Raw genomic sequence first — 25,679 nt, 5'->3', positions numbered from 1 at the left:
AGCACCGACGATCGAAGGGCAGATGCACACCGACCGCACCTCCACCACCCGCTTCCCCGTCCCCGTCGACGCCGCCCTGCGCGCCGCCGGCTGGCAACCCGGACGCTGGGACATCAAACAAGCCGAAATCTGGGCCGACGTCCTGCGCGACCACACCTCCCCCGCCGGACACCGCCACGCCGTCTTCCCCGCCGCCGTGGAAGCCTGGGCCGAATTCGGCGGCCTCCACATCACCCCCACCGGCCCCGGACGGCAGATCGCCCCCGCCGCCCTCCACCTCGACCCCCTCCACGGCCTCCACATGGCCCGCACCCTCGGCGACCTCGGCCGCGCCCTCGGCACCGAGGTCAGCCCCCTCGGCGCCGAAACCGACACCCAGGCACTCCTCGCCATCGACACCGAAGGCCGCGTCTACACCCTCGACCACACCGGCGACTGGTACCTCGGCCCCGACATCGACCAGGCCCTGGCCACCCTCGTCGCAGGCATCGAACCCGTACGCCTCACCGCGGGCTGACCCCACCCACCGGCCCCCACGACACCCACGGCGCCTACGACGCCGGAATCACCGCCGACACCCGAAAACCCCCCGCGTCCGTCGGCCCCGACACGAACACCCCACCCAGCGCGGCCACCCGCTCCTTCATCCCCACCAGCCCGTTCCCCCCGGACGGCAACCGCGCCGACGACGCCGCCTCCGGCGGCGGCTCGTTCTCCACCTGCATCGCGATCTCCGACACCCGATGCGCGAGCCGCACATACGTCTTCGCGCCCGCCGCATGCTTGTGCACGTTCGTCAGCGCCTCCTGCACCACCCGATACGCCGTCTGCTCGACCTCCGGCGCATACGACCGCACATCCCCCTCGACGGACAGATCGACCACCATCCCCGCGGCAGCCGACTGCCCGATCAACTCGTCGATCTCATCCAGACAAGGCCCGCCCTCCTCATCCACCGCCCGAGAAGCCGCCGCGGCCGCCGCCACCCCCACCGCGGCCAACGGCACCGCAGCCCGCTCCCGCCGCGCCGCGTCACCCCCACCACTGCGCAGCACACCCAGCATCTCCCGCAACTCCGTCAGCGCCTGCCGCCCCATGTCACCCACCAGCGCGGCATTCTTCACAGCCTTCTCGGGATCCTTCCGGGCCACCGCCTGCAGCGCCGCCGCATGCACCACCATCAGACTCACCCGATGCGCGACGACGTCATGCATCTCCCGGGCGATCCGGGTCCGCTCCTCGCCCCTGGCCCACTCGGCCCGCTCCTCCGCCCGCTCGGCCAGCAGCTGCAACTCCCGCTCAAGACTGTCCGCCCGCTCCCGCAGGCTCTCCATGAGCCGCCGCCGGGCCCCGACGTACAACCCCAGCAACACGGGCGGAGCGGTCAGCCCGAGCGAGGTCGTGATGGAGGCGAAGGGCACGAACCAGTCCCCGAGCGTCAGATCCCCCCGCGCCATGTCCTGCCGCACCCGCACGAACGTCACGACCAGCGTGCCGACCAACGACATCCCGGCCAGCGAGCCGATGATCCGCCGCGGCAACTCGGAAGCGGCCAGCGTGTACAGCCCGACGATCCCCATCAGGAAACCCATCTGAGCCGGGGTGATGGCGATCGCCACCAGCACGACGGCGACGGGCCACTTCCGCCGCACCACCAGCACGGACCCGGCCAGCAGCCCGAACACGATCCCCACCGACGCGGGGAGCCCCGCATCCCGGGCGAACGGAACGCCCTCGAACCCGCACTCCAACGCGGACACGACACCCAGGCTCACATCGAGCACCGCACTGCGCCGTCTGGCCCACCACCATGGCCCGCCCCGGGCCGCCGCGTGGTCTTCCCCCGTCGTGGTCATGACTCCAGCCTACGGGCGCCGGTCGCCACTTTTCCGGCGAGTTTCCCGCACTGGTCCACACCACACTCCGTGACCGAACGACAGCGATACGCCCCGAAATCCCTCGAACTGCTGATTCGCACACCGTTCGACCCCGGAACCGATCATTCCGTCCGGACGGTATGTTCATGGCACATTCCCATGGCAAGTACGCGGACTTCGAGGGATTGTGGGAGCGGGCGGTCGCGCTGCGGCGGGCGGGACTCAGCCGACGCCGGATCCGCGACCGGCTGCACGTCGACAACAACGACCGCCTCAACCGCCTCCTTGAGGGCGAGCGCCGCCCGAATGGACCAGGCGCCCGAACGCGAAGGACGACCTGCGGGACAAGGCGAGGGAGCTGCGGCTGCAGGGCTGGACGTACGACCAGATCCAGGTGGAGCCGGGGTGCTCGAAGAGTTCCATCTCGTTGTGGGTGCGGGATCTGCCGAAGCCGGAGCGGGCCCCTACTGGGCCGAGGGCGGCAAGGACAAGCCGTACGACCGCCGCGAGAACGTCACCTTCGTCAACAGCGACCCCAGCATGGTCCAGGTCTTCCTGGCCTGGCTCGACCTGCTCGGAGTCGAGCGCGAGCGCCTCCGCTACACCGTCATGATTCACGAGAGTGCGGACGTCGCAGGCGCTGAGCAGTACTGGGCCGACCTCGTCGGCGCCGACAGCTCGGCGTTCAACAAGACGACCCTCAAGAAGCACAACCCCAAGACGGTGCGCAAGAACATCGGCGATTGCTACCGGGGTTGCTTGGTCATCAAAGTCCTGAAGGGTGCCGAGTTGTACCGTCGCATCGAAGGCTCTTGGTACGGCATAGTGGAGTCCGTACGCGAAGCCGATCAACCGAATCGGACATAGCGGGCAAATAATCCCGGATCGTCTAAGGGTAGGACAAACGGTTTTGGTCCGTTGAATGAGGGTTCGAATCCTTCTCCGGGAGCTCACAGAACGCAAAACTCGGTTCGGGTCCTGACCGGCAACCCCCGGTCAGGGCCCGCACCCATCTCCCCCACAAAACCCCCCGGTATCCTGCGGATGTCAACCCCTCCCCCATCCACAGCCGAAGGGCAACCCCGTGAGCGCCATTCGCCCGGCAGCCGTCGTCGTTCTCGCAGCGGGTGAGGGCACCCGTATGAAGTCGGCCACACCGAAGGTCCTGCACGAGATCTGTGGCCGTTCCCTGGTGGGCCACGTACTCGCCGCCGCCGGTGAGCTGCAGCCCGAGAACCTTGTCGTAGTCGTGGGGCACGCCCGTGAGAAGGTCACCGCGCACCTCGCCGGCATCGCCCCCGAGGTGCGCACCGCCGTACAGGCGGAGCAGCGCGGTACCGGGCACGCCGTTCGGATGGGTCTCGAGGAGCTGGGCGGGTCCGTCGACGGGATCGTCGTGGTCGTCTGCGGTGACACCCCCCTCCTCACCGGTGAGACGCTCCAGTCCCTCGCCGCGACCCACGCCTCCGACGGCAACGCCGTCACCGTGCTGACGGCCGAGGTGCCGGACGCGACCGGTTACGGCCGGATCATCCGCGACGAGGCGAACGGTGCCGTGACCGCGATCGTGGAGCACAAGGACGCCTCCGACACGCAGCGGGCGATCCGGGAGATCAATTCCGGGGTGTTCGCGTTCGACGGGCAGCTTCTGGCGGACGCCCTGGGGAAGGTCCGTACGGACAACAGTCAGGGCGAGGAGTACCTGACCGACGTCCTGGGCATCCTGCGCGAGGCCGGTCACCGCGTCGGCGCGTCGGTGGCCGGTGACCACCGGGAGATCGCCGGTATCAACAACCGGGTGCAGCTCGCCGAGGCGCGTCGGATTCTCAACGACCGGCTGCTGACCCGGGCGATGCTGGCCGGCGTGACCGTGGTCGATCCGGCGACGACGTGGGTCGACGTGACCGTCACCTTCGAGCAGGACGTCGTCGTGCACCCGGGGACCCAGCTGCACGGCTCCACGCATCTCGCCGAGGGGTCGGAGGTGGGGCCCCATTCCCGTCTGACCGACACCCGGGTGGGTGCCGGGGCCCGCGTGGACAACACGGTCTCCGTCGGCGCCGAGGTCGGGCCTCAGGCGTCCGTCGGCCCGTACGCCTACCTCCGTCCCGGTACCCGTCTCGGGCTCAAGTCGAAGGTGGGCACGTATGTGGAGACGAAGAACGCCTCCATCGGGGAGGGCACCAAGGTGCCCCATCTCTCCTACGTCGGTGACGCGACGATCGGTGAGTACAGCAACATCGGTGCCGCCAGTGTCTTCGTGAACTATGACGGACAGGACAAACACCACACGACCATCGGCTCTCACTGCCGTACCGGTTCGGACAACATGTTTGTGGCGCCTGTCACGGTCGGGGATGGTGCGTACACGGCCGCCGGTTCGGTGATCACGAAGGACGTGCCGCCCGGTTCGCTGGCCGTGGCCCGTGGTCAGCAGCGGAATATCCAGGGTTGGGTGGCTCGTAAGCGTCCGGGGAGTGCTGCGGCGAAGGCGGCCGAGGCGGCTTCCCGGGAGTCGGAAGGCGAAGGCTGACCGGAAACCGGCGCGCCGAACACGGCGTACGGTGATAAGTGCATACCCGCACCCCCACCAGCTGAGACGGCCGCCCGCTTCCAGCGGGGACGGCTTCTCGACACCCAGCTGCGACACCTCTGAGGAGAAAGTGCTGTGACCGGGATCAAGACGACCGGCGAGAAGAAGTTGATGTTCTTCTCCGGCCGCGCACACCCCGAGCTTGCCGAGGAGGTCGCCCACCAGCTGGGTGTCGGGGTTGTCCCGACGAAGGCCTTCGACTTCGCGAACGGCGAGATCTATGTGCGGTATCAGGAGTCGGCGCGTGGTGCGGACTGTTTCCTGATCCAGAGCCACACGGCTCCGATCAACAAGTGGGTCATGGAGCAGTTGATCATGATCGACGCGCTGAAGCGTGCGTCGGCTCGCTCCATCACGGTCATCGTGCCGTTCTACGGTTACGCGCGGCAGGACAAGAAGCACCGGGGACGTGAACCTATTTCGGCGCGTCTGATCGCGGACCTGATGAAGACGGCGGGTGCGGACCGGATTCTCGCCGTGGATCTGCACACGGACCAGATCCAGGGGTTCTTCGACGGACCTGTCGATCACCTGTTCGCGCTGCCGCTGCTGGCGGACTATGTGGGCGCCAAGGTGGACCGGGAGAAGCTGACGGTGGTGTCGCCGGACGCGGGTCGGGTGCGGGTGGCGGACCGGTGGTGCGACCGTCTGGGTGCGCCGCTGGCCATCGTGCACAAGCGGCGCGACAAGGACGTGGCGAACCAGGTGACGGTGCACGAGGTCGTCGGTGACGTGGAGGGCCGTATCTGCGTCCTGGTCGACGACATGATCGACACGGGTGGCACGATCTGCGCCGCGGCGGACGCGCTGTTCGCGCACGGTGCGGAGGACGTCATCGTGACGGCGACGCATGGTGTGCTGTCCGGTCCGGCGGCGGACCGGCTGAAGAACTCGCGGGTGAGTGAGTTCGTGTTCACGAACACGCTGCCGACGCCGGGTGAGCTGAGCGAGGACCTGGACAAGATCAAGGTGCTGTCGATCGCGCCGACCATCGCGTCCGCGGTGCGTGAGGTGTTCGAGGACGGTTCGGTGACGAGCCTGTTCGACGAGCAGTAAGGGTTCGGCGGAGGATCCGCTGAAAGATCGTTTTGGGTGCGGCCTCCCTCGCCGAGTAGACTGCTGCAGTTGCTCGGCGAGGGAGGCCGTACCGCTTCGGAAGAGGCTCGTACGGCGGTCCGTTATCGACGCGCTCTTCGTAGCAGGCCGTTCGTGGCCGGGTGACCACGTCCGTTCTCAGCTTTCTACGAGGAGTGATCATGTCTGAGGTGAAGCTCACCGCCGAGTCGCGCACCGAGTTCGGTAAGGGTGCCGCGCGTCGTATCCGTCGTGAGGACAAGGTTCCGGGTGTGCTGTACGGGCACGGTTCGGACCCGCTGCACCTGACCTTCCCGGGTCACGACCTGCTGATGGCGCTGCGTACGCCGAACGTGCTGATCTCGCTGGACATCGACGGCAAGACGCGCGAGCTGGCGATTCCGAAGTCCGTGCAGCGTGACCCGATCAAGGGTTTCCTGGAGCACGTGGACCTGCTGCTGGTGAAGCGCGGCGAGAAGGTCAACGTCGACATCCCGGTGCACACCGAGGGTGAGCTGGCGCCGGGTGGCAACCTGCTGGAGCACGTCCTGGACGCGCTGCCGGTCGAGGCCGAGGCCACGCACATCCCGGAGCACGTCACCGTCTCCGTCGAGGGTCTGGAGGCCGGTGCCTCGATCCACGCCAAGGACATCGCTCTGCCGAACGGTGTGACGCTGGCCGTGGACGAGGACGCGGTGGTGCTGCAGGTGCTGGCGGCTCAGGCCGAGGAGGCGCCGGAGGGCGCCGAGGGCGAGGGCGAAGAGGTCGCCGAGGCCTGATCCTCGCCGACCGCTTTCGACGGTTCGTCGGCCGCTGTTCCCGTGGGGCAGCGGCCGACGCGTATGAAGGAGACATGGACGTGACGACCGATGCGGGTGCTCCCTGGCTGATCGCCGGGCTGGGCAACCCGGGCCCCGAGTACGCCGGCAACCGGCACAACGTCGGGTTCATGGTGGTGGATCTGCTGGCGGAGCGGATCGGCGGGAGGTTCAAGCGGCACGGGAAGGCGCAGGCGCAGGTGGTGGAGGGCCGGGTCGGGCCGCCGGGGCCGTTGAACCGGCGGGTGATCCTCGCCAAGCCCCTGTCGTACATGAATCTGTCGGGTGGGCCGGTGACGGCGTTGCGGGACTTCTACAAGGTGCCGGTGGCGAATGTCGTGGCGGTTCATGACGAGCTGGACATCGACTACGGGGCGCTGCGGCTGAAGCTGGGTGGCGGGGACAACGGGCACAACGGGTTGAAGTCGATCACGAAGGCGTTGGGGTCGGACTATCACCGGGTGCGTTTCGGGATCGGGCGTCCTCCGGGCCGGATGCCGGTTGCCGACTTCGTGCTGAGGGATTTCTCCTCTTCCGAGCGCAAGGAGCTGGGTTACTTCGTGGACCGGGCGGCGGATGCGGTGGAGTGTCTGGTGATCGAGGGGTTGGAGCGGGCGCAGGGTACCTACAACTCCTGAGGTGGCACCCCCGGGAGTTGACCAGCCGTGCGGGTATGGCCAATGATCCCGGCCATGCCTGTCACTGCCCTCTCCTCGGTCTCCTCCCGTCAGGCCTCGTTCGCCGTGCTGCGGTTCGGCCGGGTCGCGGCGATGGGGACGGTCGCGGTGCTGATTCTGATCGCGGGCGTGTGGGCGTCGTGGGGGACGGCGCAGCATGTGATGCTCACCAAGGGGCGGGAGCAGGGCACGGTCGAGGTGACGCGGTGTGCCGGGGATGTCTGTTCGGGGCCGTACACGCCGATGTCGGCGGGGTCGCAGGCGCGGCGGCAGGTGGTCATCGAGGACACGGTGGCGGTGCGCAAGGGGGAGACGTACACGGTCGTCGTGAAGCCGGGCAGTGATGACGTGGTGCGTTCGGGGCCGGCCGGGGTTCTGTACGCGTGGGTTCCGTTGGGTGGGGCGTTGTTGCTGGCGTCGGTGGTGGTGGCGGGGGGCCTGCGGTTGTCGCGGGCGGCGTGGGTGTTGCTGGCGGCGGGGTTCGCGTTGCTGACGGCTGCTTTCGTGACTGTCTGAGGGGTTCGCGCGTTCTTCATATCTGTGGAGGACGACTGTTGCTTGTTTGTGATTGACCGGCTACCCGTCGGTACTGGAAGCTGAGCCGCCCCCTCCACATCTTCCGTTTCACCTCTCGAAGATGGACTGCTTCATGCGAACCCTCATCCGCGTCGGCGCGGTGTCCGCCGTCGCTTCGGCGGCGTTCCTCATCGCGCCGGCCGCTCATGCCACGGCTCCGGGTGACAACGGGACCGTCAAGATCCATGACGCCGGTACCGGCGAGGAGTTGCGGCGCAACGATCCGCATGTGTGCACGTTCTACCTGGACGCCTTCGGTTTTGACGGCGGTCAGCAGGTCGACTGGCACATCGAGGCCTGGGCTCCGACGGCCGCGACGAAGGGCGAGACGGTGAAGTCCGGCGCCATCGCCCTCGACGGCGAGGGTCATGGCCGTACGGGGGATCTGTCGCTGCCCGACGGTCACTACAAGTTGTTCTGGAAATTCGACGGCGAGAAGGGCGCCGCCAAGCACAAGGTGTTCTGGTCGGATTGTGAAGACGGGGCGGGGGGCGGCGCTTCGCCGTCGTCGTCCCCGTCGTCTCCGTCCGCGTCGGCCTCGCCGTCGGGTTCGGTGACGGCGTCGGCGTCTGCGGGCTCGTCGTCGCCGGCGGAGGGTTCGGATCCGTCCGTGTCCTCGTCGCCGTCGGCGGGGGGCGGCTCGGAGGGTGACCTGGCGGAGACCGGCAACGGTGCCCCGGTGGGCGTGCTGTCGGGCGTCGCGGCCGCGCTGCTGGCGGCGGGTGGTTACCTGGCCGTCCGGCGCCGTAGGGCGGACCGGGGCTGACGAAGCGCGTGAGGGTGCCCCCGGGCTCGTACGAGGCCCGGGGGCACCCTCATGTGGTGTGCGGCGGTCAGCCGGTGTTGCGGAGGCCTGCCGCGACGCCGTTGACGGTGAGCAGCAGGGCGCGGGAGAGCAGCGGGTCGGGGGTTTCGCCTGCGGCGACGGCGTCGCGCTGGCGCTTGAGCAGGGTGACCTGGAGGTAGGAGATGGGGTCGAGGTAGGCGTCCCGGATGGCGAAGGTCTGCTTGAGGACGGGCTGGGCGTCGAGCAGTTCCTGTTCGCCGGTGACGCGCAGGACCTCGGCGACGGTCAGTTCGTGTTCGGCCTTGATGGTGTCGAAGACGTGCTTCAGTTCGTCGGGGACGAGGGTGTCGACGTAGTGCTGGGCGATGCGCAGGTCGGTCTTGGCGAGGGTCATCTCGACGTTGGAGATGAAGTTGCGGAAGAAGTGCCACTGCTCGTGCATCTCGTCGAGCACGGTGTCGAGGCCGGCTTCGCGCAGTGCCTTGAGTCCGGAGCCGACGCCGAACCAGCCGGGGACGATCTGCCGGGACTGGGTCCAGCCGAACACCCAGGGGATGGCGCGCAGGCCGTCGAGCGATACGCCGGAGCCGGGGCGGCGGGAGGGCCGGGAGCCCAGGTGCAGGTCGGCGAGCTGGTCCACCGGCGTCGACGCGAGGAAGTACGTCGGCAGGTCGGGGTCCTCCACGAGGCGGCGGTAGGCGGCGTGGGCGGCGTCGGAGACGACGTCCATCGCGGCGTCCCAGCGGGCGAGGGCTTCGGTGGACTGGCGGGGCGCGGTGTGGAGGGCGGAGGCCTGGAGGGTGGCGGCGACGGTCAGTTCCAGGTTCTCCCTGGCCAGGGAGGGGATGAGGTACTTGTCGGAGATGACCTCGCCCTGTTCGGTGACCTTGATCTCGCCTTCGAGGGTGCCCCAGGGCTGGGCGAGGATGGCGTCGTGGGTGGGGCCGCCGCCGCGGCCGACGGTGCCGCCGCGGCCGTGGAACAGCCGCAGACGTACGCCGTACCGGTGGGCCACGTCGCGCAGGCGCCGCTGTGCCCGGTGGATCTCCCACTGGCTGGTGGTGATGCCGCCGAACTTGGAGGAGTCGGAGTAGCCGAGCATGACCTCCTGGACGTCGCCCCGGAGCGCGACGAGGCGCCGGTAGGACGGGTCGGAGAGCATGTCCTCCAGGATGGTGTCGGCGGCCTTCAGTTCGTCGGTGGTCTCCAGCAGCGGCACGATGCCGATCTTGGCCCAGCCGGCGTGCAGGTCGATGAGGCCCGCTTCCCGGGCCAGCACGGCCGCCGCGAAGACGTCGTCGGCGCCCTGGCACATGGAGATGATGTACGACTCGATGACCTCGGGGCCGAAGACCTCCAGGGCGCGCTTGACGGTCTGGAAGACGCCGAGGGTCTTCTCGCCGGCGGCGTCCACGGGTGCGGGGGTGGGGGCGAGGGGCCTTCTGCTGCGGAGTTCCTTGGCGAGCAGCTTGGCGCGGTACTCGCGGGGCATGTCGGCGTACCGCCAGGATTCCTCGCCGAGGCGGTCGAAGAGCTGGCCGAGGGCGTGGTGGTGGGCGTCGGCGTGTTCGCGGACGTCCATGGTGGCGAGCTGGAGGCCGAAGGCGGCGAGGGTGCGGATGGTGCGGGCGAGGCGGCCGTCGGCGAAGAGGCCGCCGCGGTGTTCGCGCAGGGAGGCCTGGATGATGCGCAGGTCGCTCAGCAGTTCGCTGGTGCCGAGGTAGTCGCGGCCGGGCTCGTGCGGGGTGCCCTTGGCGAGGCGCTGCTTGGTGTTCTCCAGCTTCTGCCGGATGCAGGTGGCCTTGAGCCGGTAGGGCTCCTCGGCGTTGAGGCGCTTGTAGCGGGGGCTGATCTCGGGGAGTCGTTCCAGGTCGGCCTGGAGGGACTGGAGGAGTTCGTCGGTGGCGCCGGCGTAGCGGATGGAGTTGGACAGGAAGCCGCGGAGTTCGTCGATGGTCTCCAGGGCGTCGTTGATGCCGTGCTCGTGCTGGAGGATGAGGACGTCCCAGGTGACCTGGGGGGTGACGTTGGGGTTGCCGTCGCGGTCGCCGCCGATCCAGGTGCCGAAGGTGAGGGGGCGGGTGTCGTCGGGGAGCTTGACGCCGACGCGTTCCAGCTCGGCCGTCAGGTCTTCGAGGACGTCGCCGACGGCGCCGGCGTGCAGCTCGTCGAGGTAGTAGATGGCGTTGCGGGCCTCGTCGGCGGGCTCGGGGCGTACGACGCGCAGCTCGTCCGTCTGCCATACGAGGTCGATGTTCTCGGCCAGACGGGTGTCGTAGCGGCGGCGGTCGGAGTCGATGACCGGCGTCTCCAGGAGCGCGGCGATGCGCCGGAGCTTGTTCAGTACCGACCGGCGTGCGGCCTCGGTGGGGTGGGCCGTGAACACGGGTCGGACGTTGAGGTTGCGGACCGTCTGGCGCAGGTGCTCGGGGTCGGCGTCCTTGAGCCGGTCGGCCGTGCGGGAGAGCAGGCCGCCTTCGGCGGCGCGCTTGGCGCGCAGTTCGCGGCCGCGGTGCACCTGCTCGGTGACGTTGGCGAGGTGGAAGTAGGTGGAGAAGGCGCGGACCAGCTTGGCCGCGGTCTCCAGTTCCGTGCCGCGCAGCAGTTCGGCGGCGGCCTCGCCGTCCTCTCGGGTGAGGCGGCGTACCTTCTCGACGAGGTCGAGCAGCTCGGGGCCCTCCTGCCGGACGAGGGTCTCTCCCAGGAGGTCACCCAGTCGGCGGATGTCGGCGCGCAGCTCGGTGCTGGTGGTCGCCGGGGACACAGTCTGGTCGTCGGCACTGCTCACAGGTGCGGCTCCTTGCAGTGTTGAAGCTCGTCTGGGAGGGGAACCCGGACGGTGTCTCGCGCGGCAGGTGCCGCTTACGGGCCTGGGCATCCGGGAAGAACATCAGAGCGGACCGCGCTGTCCGACCGATTCCAAGGATAGGCGGCGGGTGGGACGCGCAGGCTGTCGGGCTCTTGCCGCCGGGCAACGCGCTGCCATACTTACGACGCCGTAGGTTACGGAACCGTAGGGAGTACGGTTCCGGCGGCCCGGCACCGGCCTCAACTTCTCTGACCCCACAGGGGACGCCCATGACCACGAGTTCCGATGTGATCGAAGACGCCCCGAAGGCGCCCGATGAGACAACCGCTCCGTCCGCCACGCTGGGTGGCGAGCAGAAGCGCTCGATCGAGCAGATCACGCTGCTGCTGTTCATCACCGTCCCGTTCCTGGCGCTGCTCGCGGCGGTGCCGCTGGCGTGGGGGTGGGGGGTGAGCTGGCTGGACCTCGGTCTGCTGGTCTTCTTCTACTTCCTGGGCTGCCACGGCATCACGATCGGTTTCCACCGTCACTTCACCCATGGTTCCTTCAAGGCCAAGCGGCCCCTGAAGATCGCGCTGGCGATCATGGGTTCGCTGGCGGTGGAGGGGCCGCTGGTGCGGTGGGTCGCCGACCACCGCAAGCACCACAAGTTCTCCGACGCGGAGGGTGACCCGCACTCGCCGTGGCGGTACGGGGAGACGATCCCCGCCCTGATGAAGGGCCTGTGGTGGGCCCACATCGGCTGGATGTTCGACGAGGAGCAGACGCCGCAGGACAAGTACGCGCCGGACCTGATCAAGGACAGGACGCTGCGCACGATCTCCCGCCAGTTCGTCCTGTGGACGGTGGTGTCCCTGGCCGTGCCGCCGCTGATCGGCGGTCTGGTCACCATGTCGTGGTGGGGCGCGTTCACCGCGTTCTTCTGGGGGTCACTCGTGCGGGTGGCGCTGCTGCACCATGTGACGTGGTCGATCAACTCGATCTGCCACGCGGTGGGCAAGCGCCCGTTCAAGTCGCGTGACCGTTCGGGCAACGTGTGGTGGCTGGCGATCCTGTCCTGCGGCGAGTCCTGGCACAACCTGCACCACGCCGACCCGACGTCCGCGCGGCACGGTGTGGAGCGCGGCCAGCTGGACTCCTCGGCCCGGTTCATCCGCTGGTTCGAGATGCTCGGGTGGGCGTACGACGTGCGCTGGCCGTCACGCTCGCGTATCGATTCCCGCCGTAACACCGGGGAAGGCGGCTCCCGGGACGGGAAGGAGCCCGTCAAGGCGGCATGATGGTCGCCGTGGCGACCGACTCGAGCAGCACTCCCAGCAATGACAAGCCGCGGCGAGCGCGTCGCACCCGGATGACCGGTGCCGAGCGCCGCCAGCAGCTGCTGGAGATCGGTCGCACCCTCTTCGCGGCCAAGGGTTTCGAGGGCACGTCGGTGGAGGAGATCGCGGCGAAGGCCGGGGTGTCCAAGCCGGTGGTGTACGAGCACTTCGGCGGCAAGGAGGGCCTGTACGCGGTGGTGGTGGACCGCGAGATGCGGCGTCTGCTGGACATGGTGACCGGCTCGCTCACCGCGGGCCACCCCCGCGAACTGCTGGAGCAGGCGGCTTTCGCCCTTCTGGACTACATCGAGGAGTCCACGGACGGTTTCCGCATCCTGGTCCGTGACTCCCCCATCCCCCAGTCGACGGGTTCCTTCGCCTCCCTCATCTCGGACATCGCCACGCAGGTGGAGGACATCCTCGGCAAGGAGTTCAAGAGCCGCGGCTTCGACCCGAAGCTGGCCCCCCTGTACGCGCAGGCCCTGGTGGGCATGGTGGCGCTCACCGGCCAGTGGTGGCTGGACGTGCGCCGCCCGAAGAAGGCGGAAGTTGCGGCGCATCTGGTGAACCTGGCGTGGCACGGGCTGGACGGGCTGGAGCAGAAGCCGCGGCTGATCGGGCACCGGAAGTCCTAGGGCCTGTTGGGCGCGGTGGCTCAGGCTGCTTTCCGCGCGACGGCGAACAGGCGGCGGAACGGCAGGACCGTGCCGTAGCCGGCGCTCGGGTAGGCCTCGCGGAGCAGGTCGCGGTATGCGGTGACGAAGGCGTCCCGGGCCTCCGGGTCGCCGTCGAGCGCGGTGAGCACCGGGCGCAGGCCGGTGCCCTTGACCCAGTCGAGGACGGGGTCCTCGCCGGTGAGGACGTGCAGGTACGTCGTCTCCCACACGTCCGTCTCGCAGCCGAGCCGGGCGAGCCGGTCGAGGTAGACGCCGGGCGCGTGCACGGAGTCCTCGTGGCGCAGGACGTGACCGAGCCGGTCCTTCCAGCGGGGGGTGTTGCCGAGTTCGCGCATGAGGGCGTGCAGGGGCGCGTCGATGTTGTTGGGTACCTGGAAGGCGAAGGTGCCGCCGGGGGTGAGGCCGTCCAGCCAGGCGGGGAAGGCGTCGAGGTGGCCGTCGACCCACTGCAGGGCGGCGTTCGACACGATCAGGTCGTACGGCTCGCTGGGCGTCCAGGTCGTGGCGTCGGCGTGGGCGAAGTCGAGCCGGCCGCCGCCCGGGGTGGGGCCTGCGTAGGCCTGGGCGTCGGCGAGCATCTGCGGCGAGTTGTCGTACCCCGTGATCCGCGCGGTGGGCCAGCGGTCGGCCAGCAGGGCGGTGACGTTGCCGGCGCCGCAGCCGAGGTCGGCGATGCGGGGCCCTGCGGGCGGTTGCGTGGGGAGGCCGGGGATGCGGGCGAGGAGGTCGGTGAAGGGGCGGGCGCGGTGGCCGGCGTGGCGGAGGTACTGGGCGGGGTCCCAGGTGGGGGTGGCGGGCATGGGAGCCTCCTGGCGGTGACCGTGGTCGGCGGGTACGTCCAGCGTCACCCGACAGTTAGCTTGACGTCAACCATCTTGACGTCAAGAGACTTCACATCGACACAACCACTACACTGATCGCCATGGAGGACGAGGTCGATCGGCTGGTCGCAGCGTGGCGCCGAGAGCGCCCGGACCTCGACGTGGAACCACTTGAGGTGCTCAGCCGGGTGAGCAGACTGGCCCGGCATCTGGACCGTGCGCGCCGGCTGGCCTTCTCCGAGCACGGTCTGGAGCCCTGGGAGTTCGACGTCCTGACGGCGCTGAGGCGCGCGGGAACGCCGTACCAGCTCTCGCCCGGCCAGTTGCTGACGCAGACCCTGGTCACCTCGGGGACGATGACCAACCGCATCGACCGCCTGGCGAAGAAGGGCCTGGTGGAGCGCCTGCCCGACCCGAGCGACCGGCGCGGAGTGCTGGTCCGCCTCACGGACGAGGGCCGCGACCGCGCCGATCAGGCACTCGCCGGTCTGCTGGACCAGGAGCGGGCGATCCTCGCGGAACTCTCCCGCGCTCAGCGCAGCGAGCTGGCCGGGCTGCTACGCCAGCTGACCGCCCCGTTCGACAACATCCCCGGCTAGGTCGACGGGCCCGACCCCGGCGCGCCGGGCGAGGGCGACGGCGGCGAGCGTGGAGTGCACGCCCAGCTTCCCGAGGACGTTCTGCATGTGCGTCCGCACGGTGTGCGGGGAGAGGAACAGCCGCTCGGCGACGGCCTTCCTGCCCAGCCCGGCGACCATGCACCGCAGCACTTCCCGCTCCCTCGGTGTCAGCGACTCCACGAGCTGCTCGCTCTCGGTGCGGTGCTTGCGGGCCGCCGTGAGCTCCCTCAGCACCCCGGTGAGCAGGGCGGGCGGCAGGTGCGTCTCGTCCCGCAGCACACCGCGGATGACGGTGAGCAGTCGCGACAGCGAACAGTCCTTCGCCACCCACCCGGACGCTCCGGCCTGCAGGGCGAGCGCGGCCCGCCGCGGATCGTCCTTCTCGGCGAGGACGACGGTCCGCACGTTCGGCTGCGCGGACCGCACTCCGGCGACGAGCGAGATCCCGTCGACGACACCGTCCTCGCTGCCCTCCTGCACCGGCACGGCGGGCCGCACCCCCGGCAGGTTGCCGCCCAGATCGGCGTCGACGAGCAGCACGTCGAACCTGCGGCCCTCGGCTGCCGCGCGCTCCAGGCAGCGCAGCGCGGCCGGGCCGCTGCCGGCGGCGGAGACGTCGACGTCCGGCTCGGCGGCCAGGGCCGCGGCGAGCGACTCGGCGAAGATGCGATGGTCGTCGACGACCAGGACTCGGATGCGAACCACGAAACCCCCTTCCCCACGCTCTCGAAGAGCAGGGGATACCCCATCGTCGGCAGACGAACCGGCGCGGATACGACGCCCGGGACGGGTCGCCGCTGCCGCACGGCCGCCGCCGTGCACAAACCGCTGTCCCCACCCCGGGCGCCGTACCCGACTGTCTCGCCCCCTGAACAGCACCGGCCCCCACCGGTGCTGTTCATCAGGGTACGGCCGGGCGCCGGGAGCGGAAGGTTATTTGCAGAACTGGCGGTCCAGCGCGTTTATGGTGTGCCGCATGTTTCGTATTGAGACAGAAGTCGACAAAGCCAGGCTCGATCTGCTCCGTATCCGGCTGCGCGACACGAACACTGCGGCCTCCCCGGTCCTGCGCGCCCTGCGCGGAACGCCCGACGAGCGTGAAGTTCCCCTCCACATATGGGCGTTGGACGAGACCGACACCCTGGCCGGTGGCCTGGCCGGCCACACCTGGGCGACCTGGCTCCACGTCGCGTACCTGTGGGTCGACGAACGGCACCGCGGAACGGGCCTGGGCTCCCGGCTGCTCGCGGAGGCGGAGCGCGTGGCGCGGGAGGAACGGGGGTGCCGGGCCGCGCGGTTGGAGACGTGGGACTTTCAGGCGCCGGAGTTCTACCGGAAGAAGGGGTATCAGGTGGTGTGCGAGATACCCGACTATCCGCCGGGAATTACGGAATACACGTTGACCAAAGTGCTGGGGTGAGCCCGTCCGTTCGCGTTCCGGACCGAGCGAACGGCCCTGGATGCCGAGGTGAGTACCGGCAACACCCCTGCTCACAGCCCCTGGTTGGTGTCGGTGTGCGCCTCACCTATAGCGTTGGTTCGCTTGAGTTACCCCACCGCAACGGGAGTCCAGAGTGAACCGCCCCGCCCGGCTCGTGACAGCCGCGCTCACCGCATCCGCGGCCCTGCTGCTGACCGCCTGCGGCTCGGGGGGAGGTGACGACTCAAGACCCGACAAGATCGCCGGCGCGGACACGGGCAAGTCGGCGTCGCCTTCACCGTCCACGTCGGGGGACGGGATCGACCGGCCCGAGATCAAGCTTCCTGGCGACATGAAGAACGTTTTCGAGGATCGCAAGACCGGCGACCCTGTCAAGGACGCGATCCTGGCCGACAACGAGCGGGCCGTCAGCTCCGTCGATCAGGCCATGGCGTACGGCGACATGAAGAAGTCGGGCATGGCCTTCTACTACACCGACACCGCACTGATGGGGGTGTACCAGTACGCCAAGGACAACATCGCCAAGGACATCAGTTGGACCGGCACGGTCCGCTACTTCGACCGTGAGGTGGCGGTGTTCAACAAGACGTCTGCCGCCGTGACGTACTGCGTGGACGAGAGCCGGGCCAACCTGAAGAACCGGAAGACCAATACGGTCCAGGAGACGGAGACCTCGGCGGACAGCTACGTCTTCTACAACACCGGGGTCAAGAAGAACAAGGATGGTGTCTGGCAGATCTGGAACCTCACCGAGGATCGGGGGTCGCAGAAGTGCCAGCCGTGAGTCGTTATCGGCTGTTGGCAGCGATGACCGCTCTGTTCTGCCTTGTCAGCACGCCTGTCTCGGTGGCAGGCGGACGCGGTGGCTCGGGTTCCCGTGAGGTGCAGACGAGCGGCAAGGGCTCGGGCCCCCTCCTGGAGTCACACGTCAGCTTCAAGGTGGAAGGAGACTCCCAGCCGAAGGACGGCGGCCCGATCACCTCCACCTCCGTCGACTGGGAACCGCCGGCCTGCTGGTACGAGCCGTACTGGAAGGCCAAGGACTTCAAGACCTTCACGGAAGCCAAGTGGTCGATGTACGAGTCCGCAGGCGGCGCGCCCGAGGGCATCGCGGACGACAAGGACCGCTACAAGAACGGCCATCCCTACAAGGACTTCAACGCGGACAAGAACGACGAGGGCATGTGGTGGGTGGCCGTGGAGAACCCGGAGAACAAGGGCGACGTCGCTGCCAAGGCCTGTGACCGCGACCCCTTCTGGGTGCCCAACGGCCAGAACCCCGAAGTCCCCCAAGCCATCGACACCGAAACCCTCGCCGGGCTCGCCCACCAGCGGACCAGGGTGCCCGAGACCAGGATCTCCATGGCCCCGGACGGCAGGTCGACGGTGAACCTGCCCACCTGGGTCTGGCTGGACAAGGCCGCCTTCAGGACCGTGTCGGTGACGGCCGACCTGCCCGGAACCGGGCTGTGGGCGACCACGACCGCGAAGCCGGTCAGTCTGCACATCGATCCCGGCACGGACGACGCGCAGACCTTCCCGGCGTCCGGCGAGTGCGCCATCAACGACGACGGGTCGATCGGAGAGCCGTACGCCAAGGGCAAGGCCGAGCGGACACCGCCGTGCGGTGTGTCCTACCTGCGGTCCTCAGGCACTGACGCGTACGCCCTCAAGGCGACTCTGACCTGGGAGATCTCCTGGAAGGGCGCCGGCGGCACGGGCGGCGAGCTGCCGAACGGGACCTTCGCCACCACCACCGACGTGCCGGTGCGGGAGATCCAGTCGGTCAACCGCTGACCACAGACGGCGGCGCCGGCCCCAAGCCGGCGCCGCCGTCGCGTCAGCGCACCCGCCGCGCCCCCGCCGAAGGCACCGCCTCGAACACCCGCGGTGCGGTGAAGCCCGCTGCGGCGAAGGCCTCCTCCACCGACTTGGTGATCGTCTCCACGTCGGACTCCTCCGCCAGCACGATCGCCGAACCGCCGAAGCCGCCGCCGGTCATGCGGGCGCCCAGCGCGCCGGACGCGAGGGCCGTGTCCACGACCAGGTCCAGTTCCGGGCAGGAGATGCGGAAGTCGTCGCGGAGCGAGGCGTGGCCCTCCACCAGGACCGGGCCGATGGCCCGGGTGTCGCCGGACTCCAGCAACGACACCACCCGCTCGACCCGCTCGTCCTCCGTGACGACGTGGCGGACCAGGCGGCGTACCTCCTCCTCGTCGCCGAGGCGGGCGAGGGCCGCGTCCAGTTCGGCGTACGGGATGTCCCGCAGGGCGTTGACGCCCAGCAGGGCCGCGCCCTTCTCGCAGCCCGCGCGGCGCTTGCCGTACTCGCCCTCGCTGTGGGAGTGCTTGACCTGGGTGTCGACGACGAGCAGGCGCATGCCCTCGGCCGCGAGGTCGAAGGGGATCTGCTTCTGGGACAGGTCGCGGGTGTCGAGGAACAGGGCGTGGCCCTGCTCGCAGCACGCCGATGCCGTCTGGTCCATGATGCCGACCGGGGCTCCGACGTAGACGTTCTCGGCGCGCTGGCACAGGCGGGCCAATTGCCAGCCTCGCAGGCCCAGGTCGTACAGGTCGTTGAGGGCCAGGGCCACGACCACTTCGAGGGCCGCCGACGAGGACAGGCCCGCGCCCGCCGGGACCGTCGAGGTCAGGTGGATGTCCGCGCCGGTCACCGCGTGGCCGGCCTCGCGCAGGGCCCAGACCACGCCCGCCGGGTACGCCGTCCAGTTCCGGTCCGACTCCGGGGACAGGGCGTCGAGGCGGAGTTCGACGACACCGCCCTCGACGTCCGCCGAGTGCAGGCGCAGCACGCCGTCCTCGCGGCGTGCGACCGCCGCCACCGCGGTGTGCGGGAGCGCGAACGGCATGACGAAACCGTCGTTGTAGTCGGTGTGCTCACCGATGAGGTTGACGCGGCCCGGGGCCGCCCACACTCCGTCGGGCTCGGACCCGTACAGCTCCTTGTAGCGCTCGGCGACAGCCGCGCTAGCCTCACTCATAGCCTGACCCTGACCCTTTCGTACGTTCTAGTTGCCGCGCCGCTGCGCGAACTCCCACGCGTCCGCGACGATCCCCGCGAGGTCCGCGCGGGACGGGTTCCAGCCGAGCCGGGTCCGGGCCCTGTCCGCGGAGGCGACCAGGACCGCGGGGTCGCCGCCCCGGCGAGGGGCCACGACCTCGGGGATCGGGTGGCCGGTGACCTGGCGGACCGTCTCGATGACCTCGCGGACCGAGAAGCCGTTGCCGTTGCCCAGGTTGCAGATCAGGTGCTCGCCGGGGGTGGCCGCGTCCAGCGCCAGGAGGTGGGCCTGCGCCAGGTCGGCCACGTGGATGTAGTCGCGGACGCAGGTGCCGTCGGGGGTCGGGTAGTCGTCGCCGAAGACCGAGATCGCGTCGCGCCTGCCCTGCGCCACCTGCAGGACCAGCGGGATCAGGTGCGACTCGGGGTTGTGGCGTTCGCCGTACTCGCCGTACGCGCCCGCCACGTTGAAGTAGCGCAGCGACACCGCGCCGAGTCCGTGGGCCGACGCCTCGCCGGTGATCATGTGGTCGACGGCGAGCTTGGAGGCGCCGTACGGGTTGGTGGGCTGGGTCGGGGCCGTCTCGACGATCGGGACCTGGTCCGGTTCGCCGTACGTTGCCGCCGTGGAGGAGAAGACCAGCCTGCGGACGCCGGCGTCGCGCATCGCCGCGAGCAGGGCCATGGTGCCGGCGACGTTGTTGTCCCAGTACTTCTCGGGCTTCACGACCGACTCGCCGACCTGCGAGAACGCGGCGAAGTGAAGTACCCCGTCGAAGGAGGAGTCCAGCCATTTGGCGGCATCGCGGATGTCGCCCTCGATGAAGGAAGCGCCGGCGGGCACGCCCTCGCGGAAGCCCGTGGAGAGGTTGTCGAGCACGACGACCTCGTGCCCCGCCTCCAACAGGTGCTGGGCGACGACGCTGCCGACGTAGCCGGCACCGCCTGTGACCAGGTACTTCCCACTCATGAACTCGCTACCTCTCGCAGTCGCTCGGCCGCGCGCTCCGGCGGCACGTCGTTGATGAACACGTTCATGCCGGACTCGGAACCCGCGAGGAACTTCAGCTTGCCGGATGTGCGGCGGATGGTGAAAAGCTCGAGGTGAAGGGCGAAGTCCTCGCGGACCACGCCGTCGAACTCCTCCAGCGTGCCGAACGGGGCCTGGTGCCAGGCGGCGATGTACGGCGTCGGAGGCTCACCGGCCCCTTCTTTCCCTCCACCCGGCCCGTCGAAGATCCGGTCGAAGCGCCTCAGCAGTTCCAGATAGACCTGGGGGAACTCTGTGCGCGCGTCCTCGTCGAGCCCCAGCAGGTCGGGGACGCGGCGCTTGGGGTACAGGTGCACCTCGTACGGCCAGTGCGCCGCGTACGGCACGAAGGCGACCCAGTGCTCGCCCTCCAGGACGACCCGCTCATCGGCGAGTTCACGCTCCAGGACGGCGTCGAAGAGGTTCTCGCCCCCCGTGGCCTCCTTGTGCGCCGCGAGGGAACGCAGCATCAGCGCGGTGCGCGGGGTGGTGAAGGGGTAGGCGTAGATCTGCCCGTGCGGGTGGCCCAGGGTGACGCCGATCTCGGCGCCACGGTTCTCGAAGCAGAACACCTGTTCAACGGAGGGCAGATGCGACAGCTCCGACGTACGGTCCGTCCAGGCGTCCAGGACCAGGCGTGCCTGCTCCTCGCCGAGGTCGGCGAAGGACGCGTTGTGGTCGGAGGTGAAGCAGACGACCTCGCAGCGCCCGGAGTCGCCGGCCAGCGACGGGAAGCGGTTCTCGAAGACCACCACGTCGTACGACGCGTCGGGGATCTCGCTGAGCCGCTCGCCCTGCGACGGGCACAGGGGGCACTCGTCGGCCGGCGGATGGTAGGTGCGGCCCTGGCGGTGCGAGGCTATCGCGACGGAGTCGCCGAGGAGCACGTCCTGACGGATCTCGGACGTCGTCACGGTCCGCTCCAGCGGACGGCGGTCGACGGCGTCGCGCACGGTGTCGTCGCGCAGGTCGTAGTAGATGAGCTCGCGACCGTCGGCCAGCCGGGTCGAGGTCTTCTTCACGGGGACTCCCTTTGAACGCCCTAGCGCATGCCCTAGGTCAGCACCCAATCACTCAACACAATCAAACATAACACGCCACATCTCACCAGGGGCTTGCGCATCACAATCAAACAAAGAACATCACCCGACCTGTTCAATTATTGAACCTGGAGGCGTAGGTTCCGGCCTGTATCAGTTCGCGCAACGAAGCGAGTTCTTATGCAAACCCCCACACAAACCCCCACACAATCCCCCATCTACCTGGCAGCAGAGCTACGACTCCCGACCAACTGGCTCGACTACACGATCCTCGGCCTCTACTTCGTCGTCGTCCTTGGCATCGGCTTCGCCGCCCGCCGCTCGGTCAAGACCAGCCTCGACTTCTTCCTCTCCGGCCGCTCCCTGCCGGCCTGGGTCACCGGCCTCGCCTTCATCGCCGCCAACCTCGGCGCCACCGAGATCCTGGGCATGGCCGCCAACAGCGCGCAGTACGGCGTCTACACCACGCACTGGTACTGGGTCGGCGCCATCCCGGCCATGGTCTTCCTGGGCCTGGTGATGATGCCGTTCTACTACGGCAGCAAGGTCCGCTCGGTCCCGGAGTTCCTCCTGCTGCGCTTCGACAGGGGAGCGCACCTGCTCAGCTCGGTCCTGTTCGCCTTCGCCGCCATCCTGATCGCCGGGGTCAACCTCTACGCCCTCGCCATCGTCGTGGAGGCGCTGCTGGGCTGGCCGGAGTGGGTGGCGATCGTCGTCGCCGGTTTCTTCGTCCTCGCCTACATCACCCTGGGCGGCCTGTCGTCCGCGATCTACAACGAGGTGCTGCAGTTCTTCGTGATCCTCGCGGCCCTCATCCCGATCTCGGTGCTCGGCCTGAAGAAGGTCGGCGGCTGGGACGGGCTGTCGGACTCCCTCACCCGGTCGCACGGCGGGGACTTCATGACGTCCTGGGGAGGCACCGGCATCGGCGAGGCCAACCCCCTCGGCGCCAACTGGCTGACCATCGTCCTCGGCCTCGGCTTCGTCCTCTCCTTCGGGTACTGGACGACGAACTTCGCCGAGGTGCAGCGTGCCCTGTCGGCGAAGAACCTCTCGGCGGCCCAGCGCACGCCCCTCATCGCCGCGTTCCCGAAGATCTTCATCGTCTTCCTGGTGATGATCCCGGGTCTGGTCGCCGCCGTGCTCGTCCCGAAGATCGGCACCTCCGGCTCGGACCTCCAGTACAACGACGCGATCCCGTACCTCATGGAGCAGCTGCTGCCCAACGGCGTACTGGGCATCGCGGTGACCGGCCTGCTCGCCGCGTTCATGGCGGGCATGGCGGCCAACGTGTCGTCCTTCAACACGGTGTTCACCACCGACATCTGGGCCAAGTACGTCGTCCGGGGGCGCGAGGACGAGTACTACGTGCGCTTCGGCCGTCTGATCACGGCGATCGGCGTCCTGGCCTCCATCGGCACGGCGTTCCTGGCGCGGTCCTTCTCGAACATCATGGCCTACCTCCAGACGCTGTTCTCCTTCTTCAACGTGCCGATGTTCGTGGTCTTCATCATCGGCATGTTCTGGAAGCGCGCGTCGATGAAGTCGGGCTTCTGGGGCCTGATCGCCGGCACCACGGCAGCGATGGTCAACTACTTCGTCATCTACAAGCAGGGCATCATCGACATCCCCTCCGACCAGGGCGCCAACTTCGTCTCCGCGATCGCCGGCTTCGTCGCGGGCGCGGTCGTCATGGTCGCCGTGTCCCTCTTCACGGCACCGAAGCCGGTGGAGGAGCTCCAGGGCCTGGTCTACGGCACCCGCTCCCCCGGCATGACCGAACCGCCCGCCCCGGGCGACGAGGCCTGGTACCGCAAGCCGGCCCTGCTGGGCTGGGGCGCGGTGGTGCTGGCGGCCGCCTGCTACATCCCGTTCTCGTTCTGACGCGGGAGGATTGGAGACACCATGTCTGACTTTTCCGGTTCCTCCGGCTCCTCCGGCTCTTCCGGATTCTCCGAGAGGGACGTCCAGCGGGAGGTCTCCGAACTGGAGACCAAGTCCCAGACCGCCGCACGGCTGTTCGACATCCGCCGCATCATCGGCGGGCTGTTCGTGATCTACGGCGTCATCGTCACGATCGCGGGTTTCACGGCATCGGACGCCGACATCGACAAGGCGGAGGGCGTCAACATCAACCTGTGGACCGGCCTGGGCATGCTGGCACTCGGGCTGTTCTTCCTGATCTGGCTGAAGCTGCGCCCTGCGGCGCCTCCGCCGCCGGATGTACTGCCGGAGGGTGAACCGAAGGAATGACAACGGGCGCCGGGTCCACGCGACCCGGCGCCGATGCACGTCACCCTCGCCGGTCACGCTGATCGTGGCTGTCTCGGCGACTAGCTCGCCGGTGATCGACTCCAGGTCGTCCGCCGTGCCCTGGGGCAGGACCCCACCCGCGCCGCTTCACGCACGTGCCGTCGGGCGGCGGGCGCGGAGGCGAGGTCGCGGGAAACGGCAGTACCGCTGGGGCAGGGGACGACTGGCATCCACCATGGCGCCCCTCGCGACCTGGCGATGAGCAGGGTGCCGGAGAGGGCGTGCGCCGACTGGCCAGCGAGATCCGCGAGTTGGTCAACCCCTGGCACACCCTCCGCAAGTAGGTGGCGTGCCCGAGGAGCCTATCCGCGATCCCGAGCTGTGTTCCCGCGGCTGGCGCGGTATCACCGACCGGCCCCTGCCCTTGCGGGGATCGCAGGAGTTCATCCGATGAACGAGACACGATCACCGGGCCGGCGTCTTTTCGGTGCGAGGCACCGGCCCAGGTCTCTTCGCCACCTCGGCCACCCCTATTGCCTTAGGGCTTGCCGACACTCCTCAAGCGCGAAAGAACCGAAGTTGTCCGCGACCTTCTCCATGCTGTCGCGGTCAGGGAGCCCGGGGTTCCACGCGAACACCGGATACTCTCCGTCCTTGTCCGCCTGGGAGGTGTCAAGAACAACGAAACCCCACACGTCATCGACCATGACAACCATCAGGTCAGGCGGCAGTCCGGTCCTGCTACGAGCCTCCAGGGTTTGTTCGACGGATCCCAACAGGGCATCTCCCCTGGCAGGCGTCTGGTACACACCGAGGAACTCTGTCCCACCAATGTCCCAGGTGCCCAACTCTTCGAGCAGACGCCGATATGACGGCGGGAACGCGAAACCTAGCTCACGTTCCGCAGCGGCGAGTACCCCAGCGTCGCAGCCGTCGGCATGGTTCACGATGTCCTCGTTCTCGTGCACCAGACGGATCACTTGTTCGCTCGCCTCGACGGCCCTCGTCATTGGCTGAATCCCTTCGCTCTGTCCTTCCAGTACTGTTCCTTCCACTTTTTGAACTCTGGCCGGTCGATTCCGCTGGGGATCTTGGTGCCCGACTTCCAGTGGAGCTGATGATAATTCTCGTCAAGGTGCATCCTCTTCGTCACCTCGGCGATCGGCCCATCCTGCGTCTGCAGCATATGGTGCAGGTTCAGAGGCTGGTCATCCGGGCCCATCGGAGCCAGGCCCTGCTGCATCCTCTTGAGGTTGGTCCGACCGTAGTTGTCATTGGGTGACACGTAGTCGGGACGAATCAAATCGTCCCGCTGGTACACACGCTGGCCGTTGTAGTCGATCAGCTTCCAGAACTTGCAGGGCAGTCCGCTCGCCGCTGCTGCTCTCATGAGACTCAGGGAGCTGCCTACCTTGCAGGCAGTCGCGACGTCGTCCTGGTATGCGGCTACCGTCCTCCCGATGTTGGCGAGGGCGCCGGCGTCCATGTTCAGCACCCTCAGCGCCTTGTAGGCGTCGCTGACTCCGATTCCGGTGCGCAGTGAGGCGTCGAGTGCGCGGATGCCGTCGACCACAGCCTGGGTGATCTTGCCGCCGAACAGGAATGCCGCGATGTCGAAGGATGCCCAGCCGCAGCCTCCCCAATTCCCGCTCTCACCACCCGGGGCTACCTTCTGGGCACAGTCGATCCAGTGCCCCAAAAGAATGTCCACGGGGTCAATGCCCGAGTTGAACTCGACCATCGAGATGGTCTTCGTGACCGTGCTCTTCTGGTTCTTGACGAGCTGCGTACCGAGGAACAACGTCTCCCACTCCGGGCATCCCGCCTGCGGGGCGGGCAGGTCCAGAGCCGTGCACAGGTACACGTCGATTTCGACGTTGTGCCGGATGGTGGCCGTGACCTGGCAGTCACCGGTGTGGATGATGACGCCGCAGTTTTCCTTCTTGACGTGCTCCGGATCGCCGATGACCTCGATGCGGTCGACGTAGAAGAGGTTGCCGATGCCGCCAGCCGACGCACCTGTCCGGATGCTGCTGTTCTTGCCCTCTGTCTCCGTGCGGCTGGCTGCTTCCTGAGCTTCCTTGGCGTACTTCTCGGCGTCCTTCGCGGCCTCCTCGGCTTCGGTCGCGGCTGCGTCGGCGCGCTCCGCTGCGGCGCGGGCGTCCTTGGCGGCCTGTTCGGCCTGGGAGGCGGCCGTGCGGGCGGCTTCGGCGTCGAGGGCGGCCTGGTCGGCGGAGTCGCGGGCG

The 25,679-nt window shown here is 68.6% G+C and carries 24 protein-coding genes, 1 tRNA gene and 1 pseudogene; 17 read left to right on the top strand and 9 right to left on the bottom strand.

Going from position 1 to position 25,679, the window contains the following annotated elements; genetic code table 11:
* The first annotated feature begins 22 nt into the window (after window positions 1–22).
* Window positions 23–517 (top strand): SUKH-3 domain-containing protein, encoded by a 495-nt coding sequence (locus NW895_RS38680; protein WP_289941756.1) that lies wholly within the window; start codon window positions 23–25, stop codon window positions 515–517.
* Between the two features lie 34 nt (window positions 518–551).
* On the opposite strand, the gene NW895_RS38675 is transcribed toward NW895_RS38680, so the two are convergent.
* A complete protein-coding gene (locus tag NW895_RS38675) occupies window positions 552–1,856 on the bottom strand; it encodes a histidine kinase (protein ID WP_289941754.1) in 1,305 nt (434 codons plus the stop codon).
* A gap of 167 nt (window positions 1,857–2,023) precedes the next feature.
* On the opposite strand from NW895_RS38675, the pseudogene NW895_RS38670 reads away from it, so the two are divergent.
* The 8 genes and pseudogenes from NW895_RS38670 to NW895_RS38635 all read left to right on the top strand — a co-directional run bounded on the left by NW895_RS38670 (window position 2,024) and on the right by NW895_RS38635 (window position 8,381).
* Window positions 2,024–2,744 (top strand): annotated as a pseudogene (locus tag NW895_RS38670) (hypothetical protein).
* A gap of 11 nt (window positions 2,745–2,755) precedes the next feature.
* Window positions 2,756–2,826 (top strand) — tRNA-Gln (locus NW895_RS38665).
* A 135-nt stretch (window positions 2,827–2,961) separates the two neighbouring features.
* Window positions 2,962–4,410, top strand: coding sequence for a bifunctional UDP-N-acetylglucosamine diphosphorylase/glucosamine-1-phosphate N-acetyltransferase GlmU (gene glmU, locus NW895_RS38660; protein WP_289941752.1), 1,449 nt, complete (start codon window positions 2,962–2,964; stop codon window positions 4,408–4,410).
* Between the two features lie 135 nt (window positions 4,411–4,545).
* Window positions 4,546–5,526 (top strand): ribose-phosphate diphosphokinase, encoded by a 981-nt coding sequence (locus tag NW895_RS38655; RefSeq protein ID WP_289941750.1) that lies wholly within the window; start codon window positions 4,546–4,548, stop codon window positions 5,524–5,526.
* A 200-nt stretch (window positions 5,527–5,726) separates the two neighbouring features.
* Window positions 5,727–6,323 carry a 50S ribosomal protein L25/general stress protein Ctc gene (locus NW895_RS38650; protein WP_289941748.1) on the top strand — a complete coding sequence of 199 codons (597 nt, stop codon included), beginning with the start codon at window positions 5,727–5,729 and terminating at the stop codon, window positions 6,321–6,323.
* A 74-nt stretch (window positions 6,324–6,397) separates the two neighbouring features.
* Complete coding sequence (gene pth / locus NW895_RS38645; protein WP_289941745.1) at window positions 6,398–7,000, top strand: aminoacyl-tRNA hydrolase; 603 nt, start codon at window positions 6,398–6,400, stop codon at window positions 6,998–7,000.
* A gap of 42 nt (window positions 7,001–7,042) precedes the next feature.
* Entirely contained in the window at window positions 7,043–7,555 is a 513-nt protein-coding gene (locus NW895_RS38640; protein ID WP_289941881.1) for a hypothetical protein, read from the top strand.
* Window positions 7,556–7,688: 133 nt separating this feature from the next.
* Window positions 7,689–8,381, top strand: a complete 693-nt coding sequence (locus tag NW895_RS38635; protein ID WP_289941743.1) for an LPXTG cell wall anchor domain-containing protein — start codon at window positions 7,689–7,691, stop codon at window positions 8,379–8,381.
* 67 nt (window positions 8,382–8,448) lie between these two features.
* On the opposite strand, the gene ppc is transcribed toward NW895_RS38635, so the two are convergent.
* On the bottom strand, window positions 8,449–11,190 hold the full coding sequence (gene ppc, locus NW895_RS38630; RefSeq protein WP_289941742.1) for a phosphoenolpyruvate carboxylase: 2,742 nt from the start codon (window positions 11,188–11,190) through the stop codon (window positions 8,449–8,451).
* A 290-nt stretch (window positions 11,191–11,480) separates the two neighbouring features.
* Between ppc and NW895_RS38625 the strand changes: the two genes are divergently transcribed.
* Both NW895_RS38625 and NW895_RS38620 read left to right on the top strand, forming a co-directional pair.
* Entirely contained in the window at window positions 11,481–12,491 is a 1,011-nt protein-coding gene (locus NW895_RS38625; protein ID WP_289941741.1) for an acyl-CoA desaturase, read from the top strand.
* Complete coding sequence (locus tag NW895_RS38620; RefSeq protein WP_289941739.1) at window positions 12,488–13,165, top strand: TetR/AcrR family transcriptional regulator; 678 nt, start codon at window positions 12,488–12,490, stop codon at window positions 13,163–13,165. The genes NW895_RS38625 and NW895_RS38620 overlap by 4 nt, the downstream gene beginning before the upstream one ends.
* A 20-nt stretch (window positions 13,166–13,185) precedes the next feature.
* Here NW895_RS38620 and NW895_RS38615 read toward each other — a convergent pair whose 3' ends face one another.
* On the bottom strand, window positions 13,186–14,007 hold the full coding sequence (locus tag NW895_RS38615; protein WP_289941737.1) for a trans-aconitate 2-methyltransferase: 822 nt from the start codon (window positions 14,005–14,007) through the stop codon (window positions 13,186–13,188).
* A gap of 122 nt (window positions 14,008–14,129) precedes the next feature.
* Here NW895_RS38615 and tamR point away from each other — a divergent pair, with 122 nt between their 5' ends.
* Window positions 14,130–14,627, top strand: coding sequence for a MarR family transcriptional regulator TamR (tamR, locus tag NW895_RS38610; protein WP_187824818.1), 498 nt, complete (start codon window positions 14,130–14,132; stop codon window positions 14,625–14,627).
* Here the strand turns inward: tamR and NW895_RS38605 are convergent.
* Window positions 14,586–15,353, bottom strand: a complete 768-nt coding sequence (locus NW895_RS38605) for a response regulator transcription factor (protein ID WP_289941731.1) — start codon at window positions 15,351–15,353, stop codon at window positions 14,586–14,588. The genes tamR and NW895_RS38605 overlap by 42 nt on opposite strands.
* Window positions 15,354–15,612: 259 nt before the next feature.
* On the opposite strand from NW895_RS38605, the gene NW895_RS38600 reads away from it, so the two are divergent.
* From NW895_RS38600 to NW895_RS38590, 3 genes are all read left to right on the top strand, one after another.
* Window positions 15,613–16,068 (top strand): N-acetyltransferase, encoded by a 456-nt coding sequence (locus tag NW895_RS38600; RefSeq protein WP_289941880.1) that lies wholly within the window; start codon window positions 15,613–15,615, stop codon window positions 16,066–16,068.
* 154 nt (window positions 16,069–16,222) lie between these two features.
* Window positions 16,223–16,873 carry a hypothetical protein gene (locus NW895_RS38595; RefSeq protein WP_289941730.1) on the top strand — a complete coding sequence of 217 codons (651 nt, stop codon included), beginning with the start codon at window positions 16,223–16,225 and terminating at the stop codon, window positions 16,871–16,873.
* A 62-nt stretch (window positions 16,874–16,935) separates the two neighbouring features.
* Window positions 16,936–17,886, top strand: a complete 951-nt coding sequence (locus tag NW895_RS38590) for a hypothetical protein (protein ID WP_289941728.1) — start codon at window positions 16,936–16,938, stop codon at window positions 17,884–17,886.
* A gap of 43 nt (window positions 17,887–17,929) precedes the next feature.
* On the opposite strand, the gene galK is transcribed toward NW895_RS38590, so the two are convergent.
* From galK to galT, 3 genes are read right to left on the bottom strand one after another with little or no spacing between them, the layout of a single operon-like run.
* Window positions 17,930–19,090 (bottom strand): galactokinase, encoded by a 1,161-nt coding sequence (galK, locus tag NW895_RS38585; protein ID WP_289941726.1) that lies wholly within the window; start codon window positions 19,088–19,090, stop codon window positions 17,930–17,932.
* Window positions 19,091–19,117: 27 nt separating this feature from the next.
* A complete protein-coding gene (galE, locus tag NW895_RS38580; protein WP_289941724.1) occupies window positions 19,118–20,080 on the bottom strand; it encodes a UDP-glucose 4-epimerase GalE in 963 nt (320 codons plus the stop codon).
* Complete coding sequence (gene galT / locus NW895_RS38575) at window positions 20,077–21,162, bottom strand: galactose-1-phosphate uridylyltransferase (protein WP_289941722.1); 1,086 nt, start codon at window positions 21,160–21,162, stop codon at window positions 20,077–20,079. The genes galE and galT overlap by 4 nt, the downstream gene beginning before the upstream one ends.
* 198 nt (window positions 21,163–21,360) lie before the next feature.
* On the opposite strand from galT, the gene NW895_RS38570 reads away from it, so the two are divergent.
* Together NW895_RS38570 and NW895_RS38565 are read left to right on the top strand one after the other, a co-directional pair.
* Window positions 21,361–23,064, top strand: coding sequence for a sodium:solute symporter family protein (locus tag NW895_RS38570; RefSeq protein ID WP_289941720.1), 1,704 nt, complete (start codon window positions 21,361–21,363; stop codon window positions 23,062–23,064).
* Window positions 23,065–23,085: 21 nt separating this feature from the next.
* Complete coding sequence (locus NW895_RS38565; RefSeq protein ID WP_289941719.1) at window positions 23,086–23,433, top strand: hypothetical protein; 348 nt, start codon at window positions 23,086–23,088, stop codon at window positions 23,431–23,433.
* A gap of 530 nt (window positions 23,434–23,963) precedes the next feature.
* On the opposite strand, the gene NW895_RS38560 is transcribed toward NW895_RS38565, so the two are convergent.
* Entirely contained in the window at window positions 23,964–24,443 is a 480-nt protein-coding gene (locus tag NW895_RS38560; protein ID WP_289941716.1) for an SMI1/KNR4 family protein, read from the bottom strand.
* Window positions 24,440–25,679 (bottom strand): HNH/ENDO VII family nuclease (locus NW895_RS38555; protein ID WP_289941714.1); only part of this gene is annotated, 1,240 nt, incomplete at its 5' end. The genes NW895_RS38555 and NW895_RS38560, both read right to left, overlap by 4 nt.

Origin of the sequence: Streptomyces sp. S.PNR 29, from assembly GCF_030386795.1 — a bacterium.
GTDB lineage: Bacteria > Actinomycetota > Actinomycetes > Streptomycetales > Streptomycetaceae > Streptomyces.
This window is presented reverse-complemented; position numbering and strand designations above follow the sequence as displayed.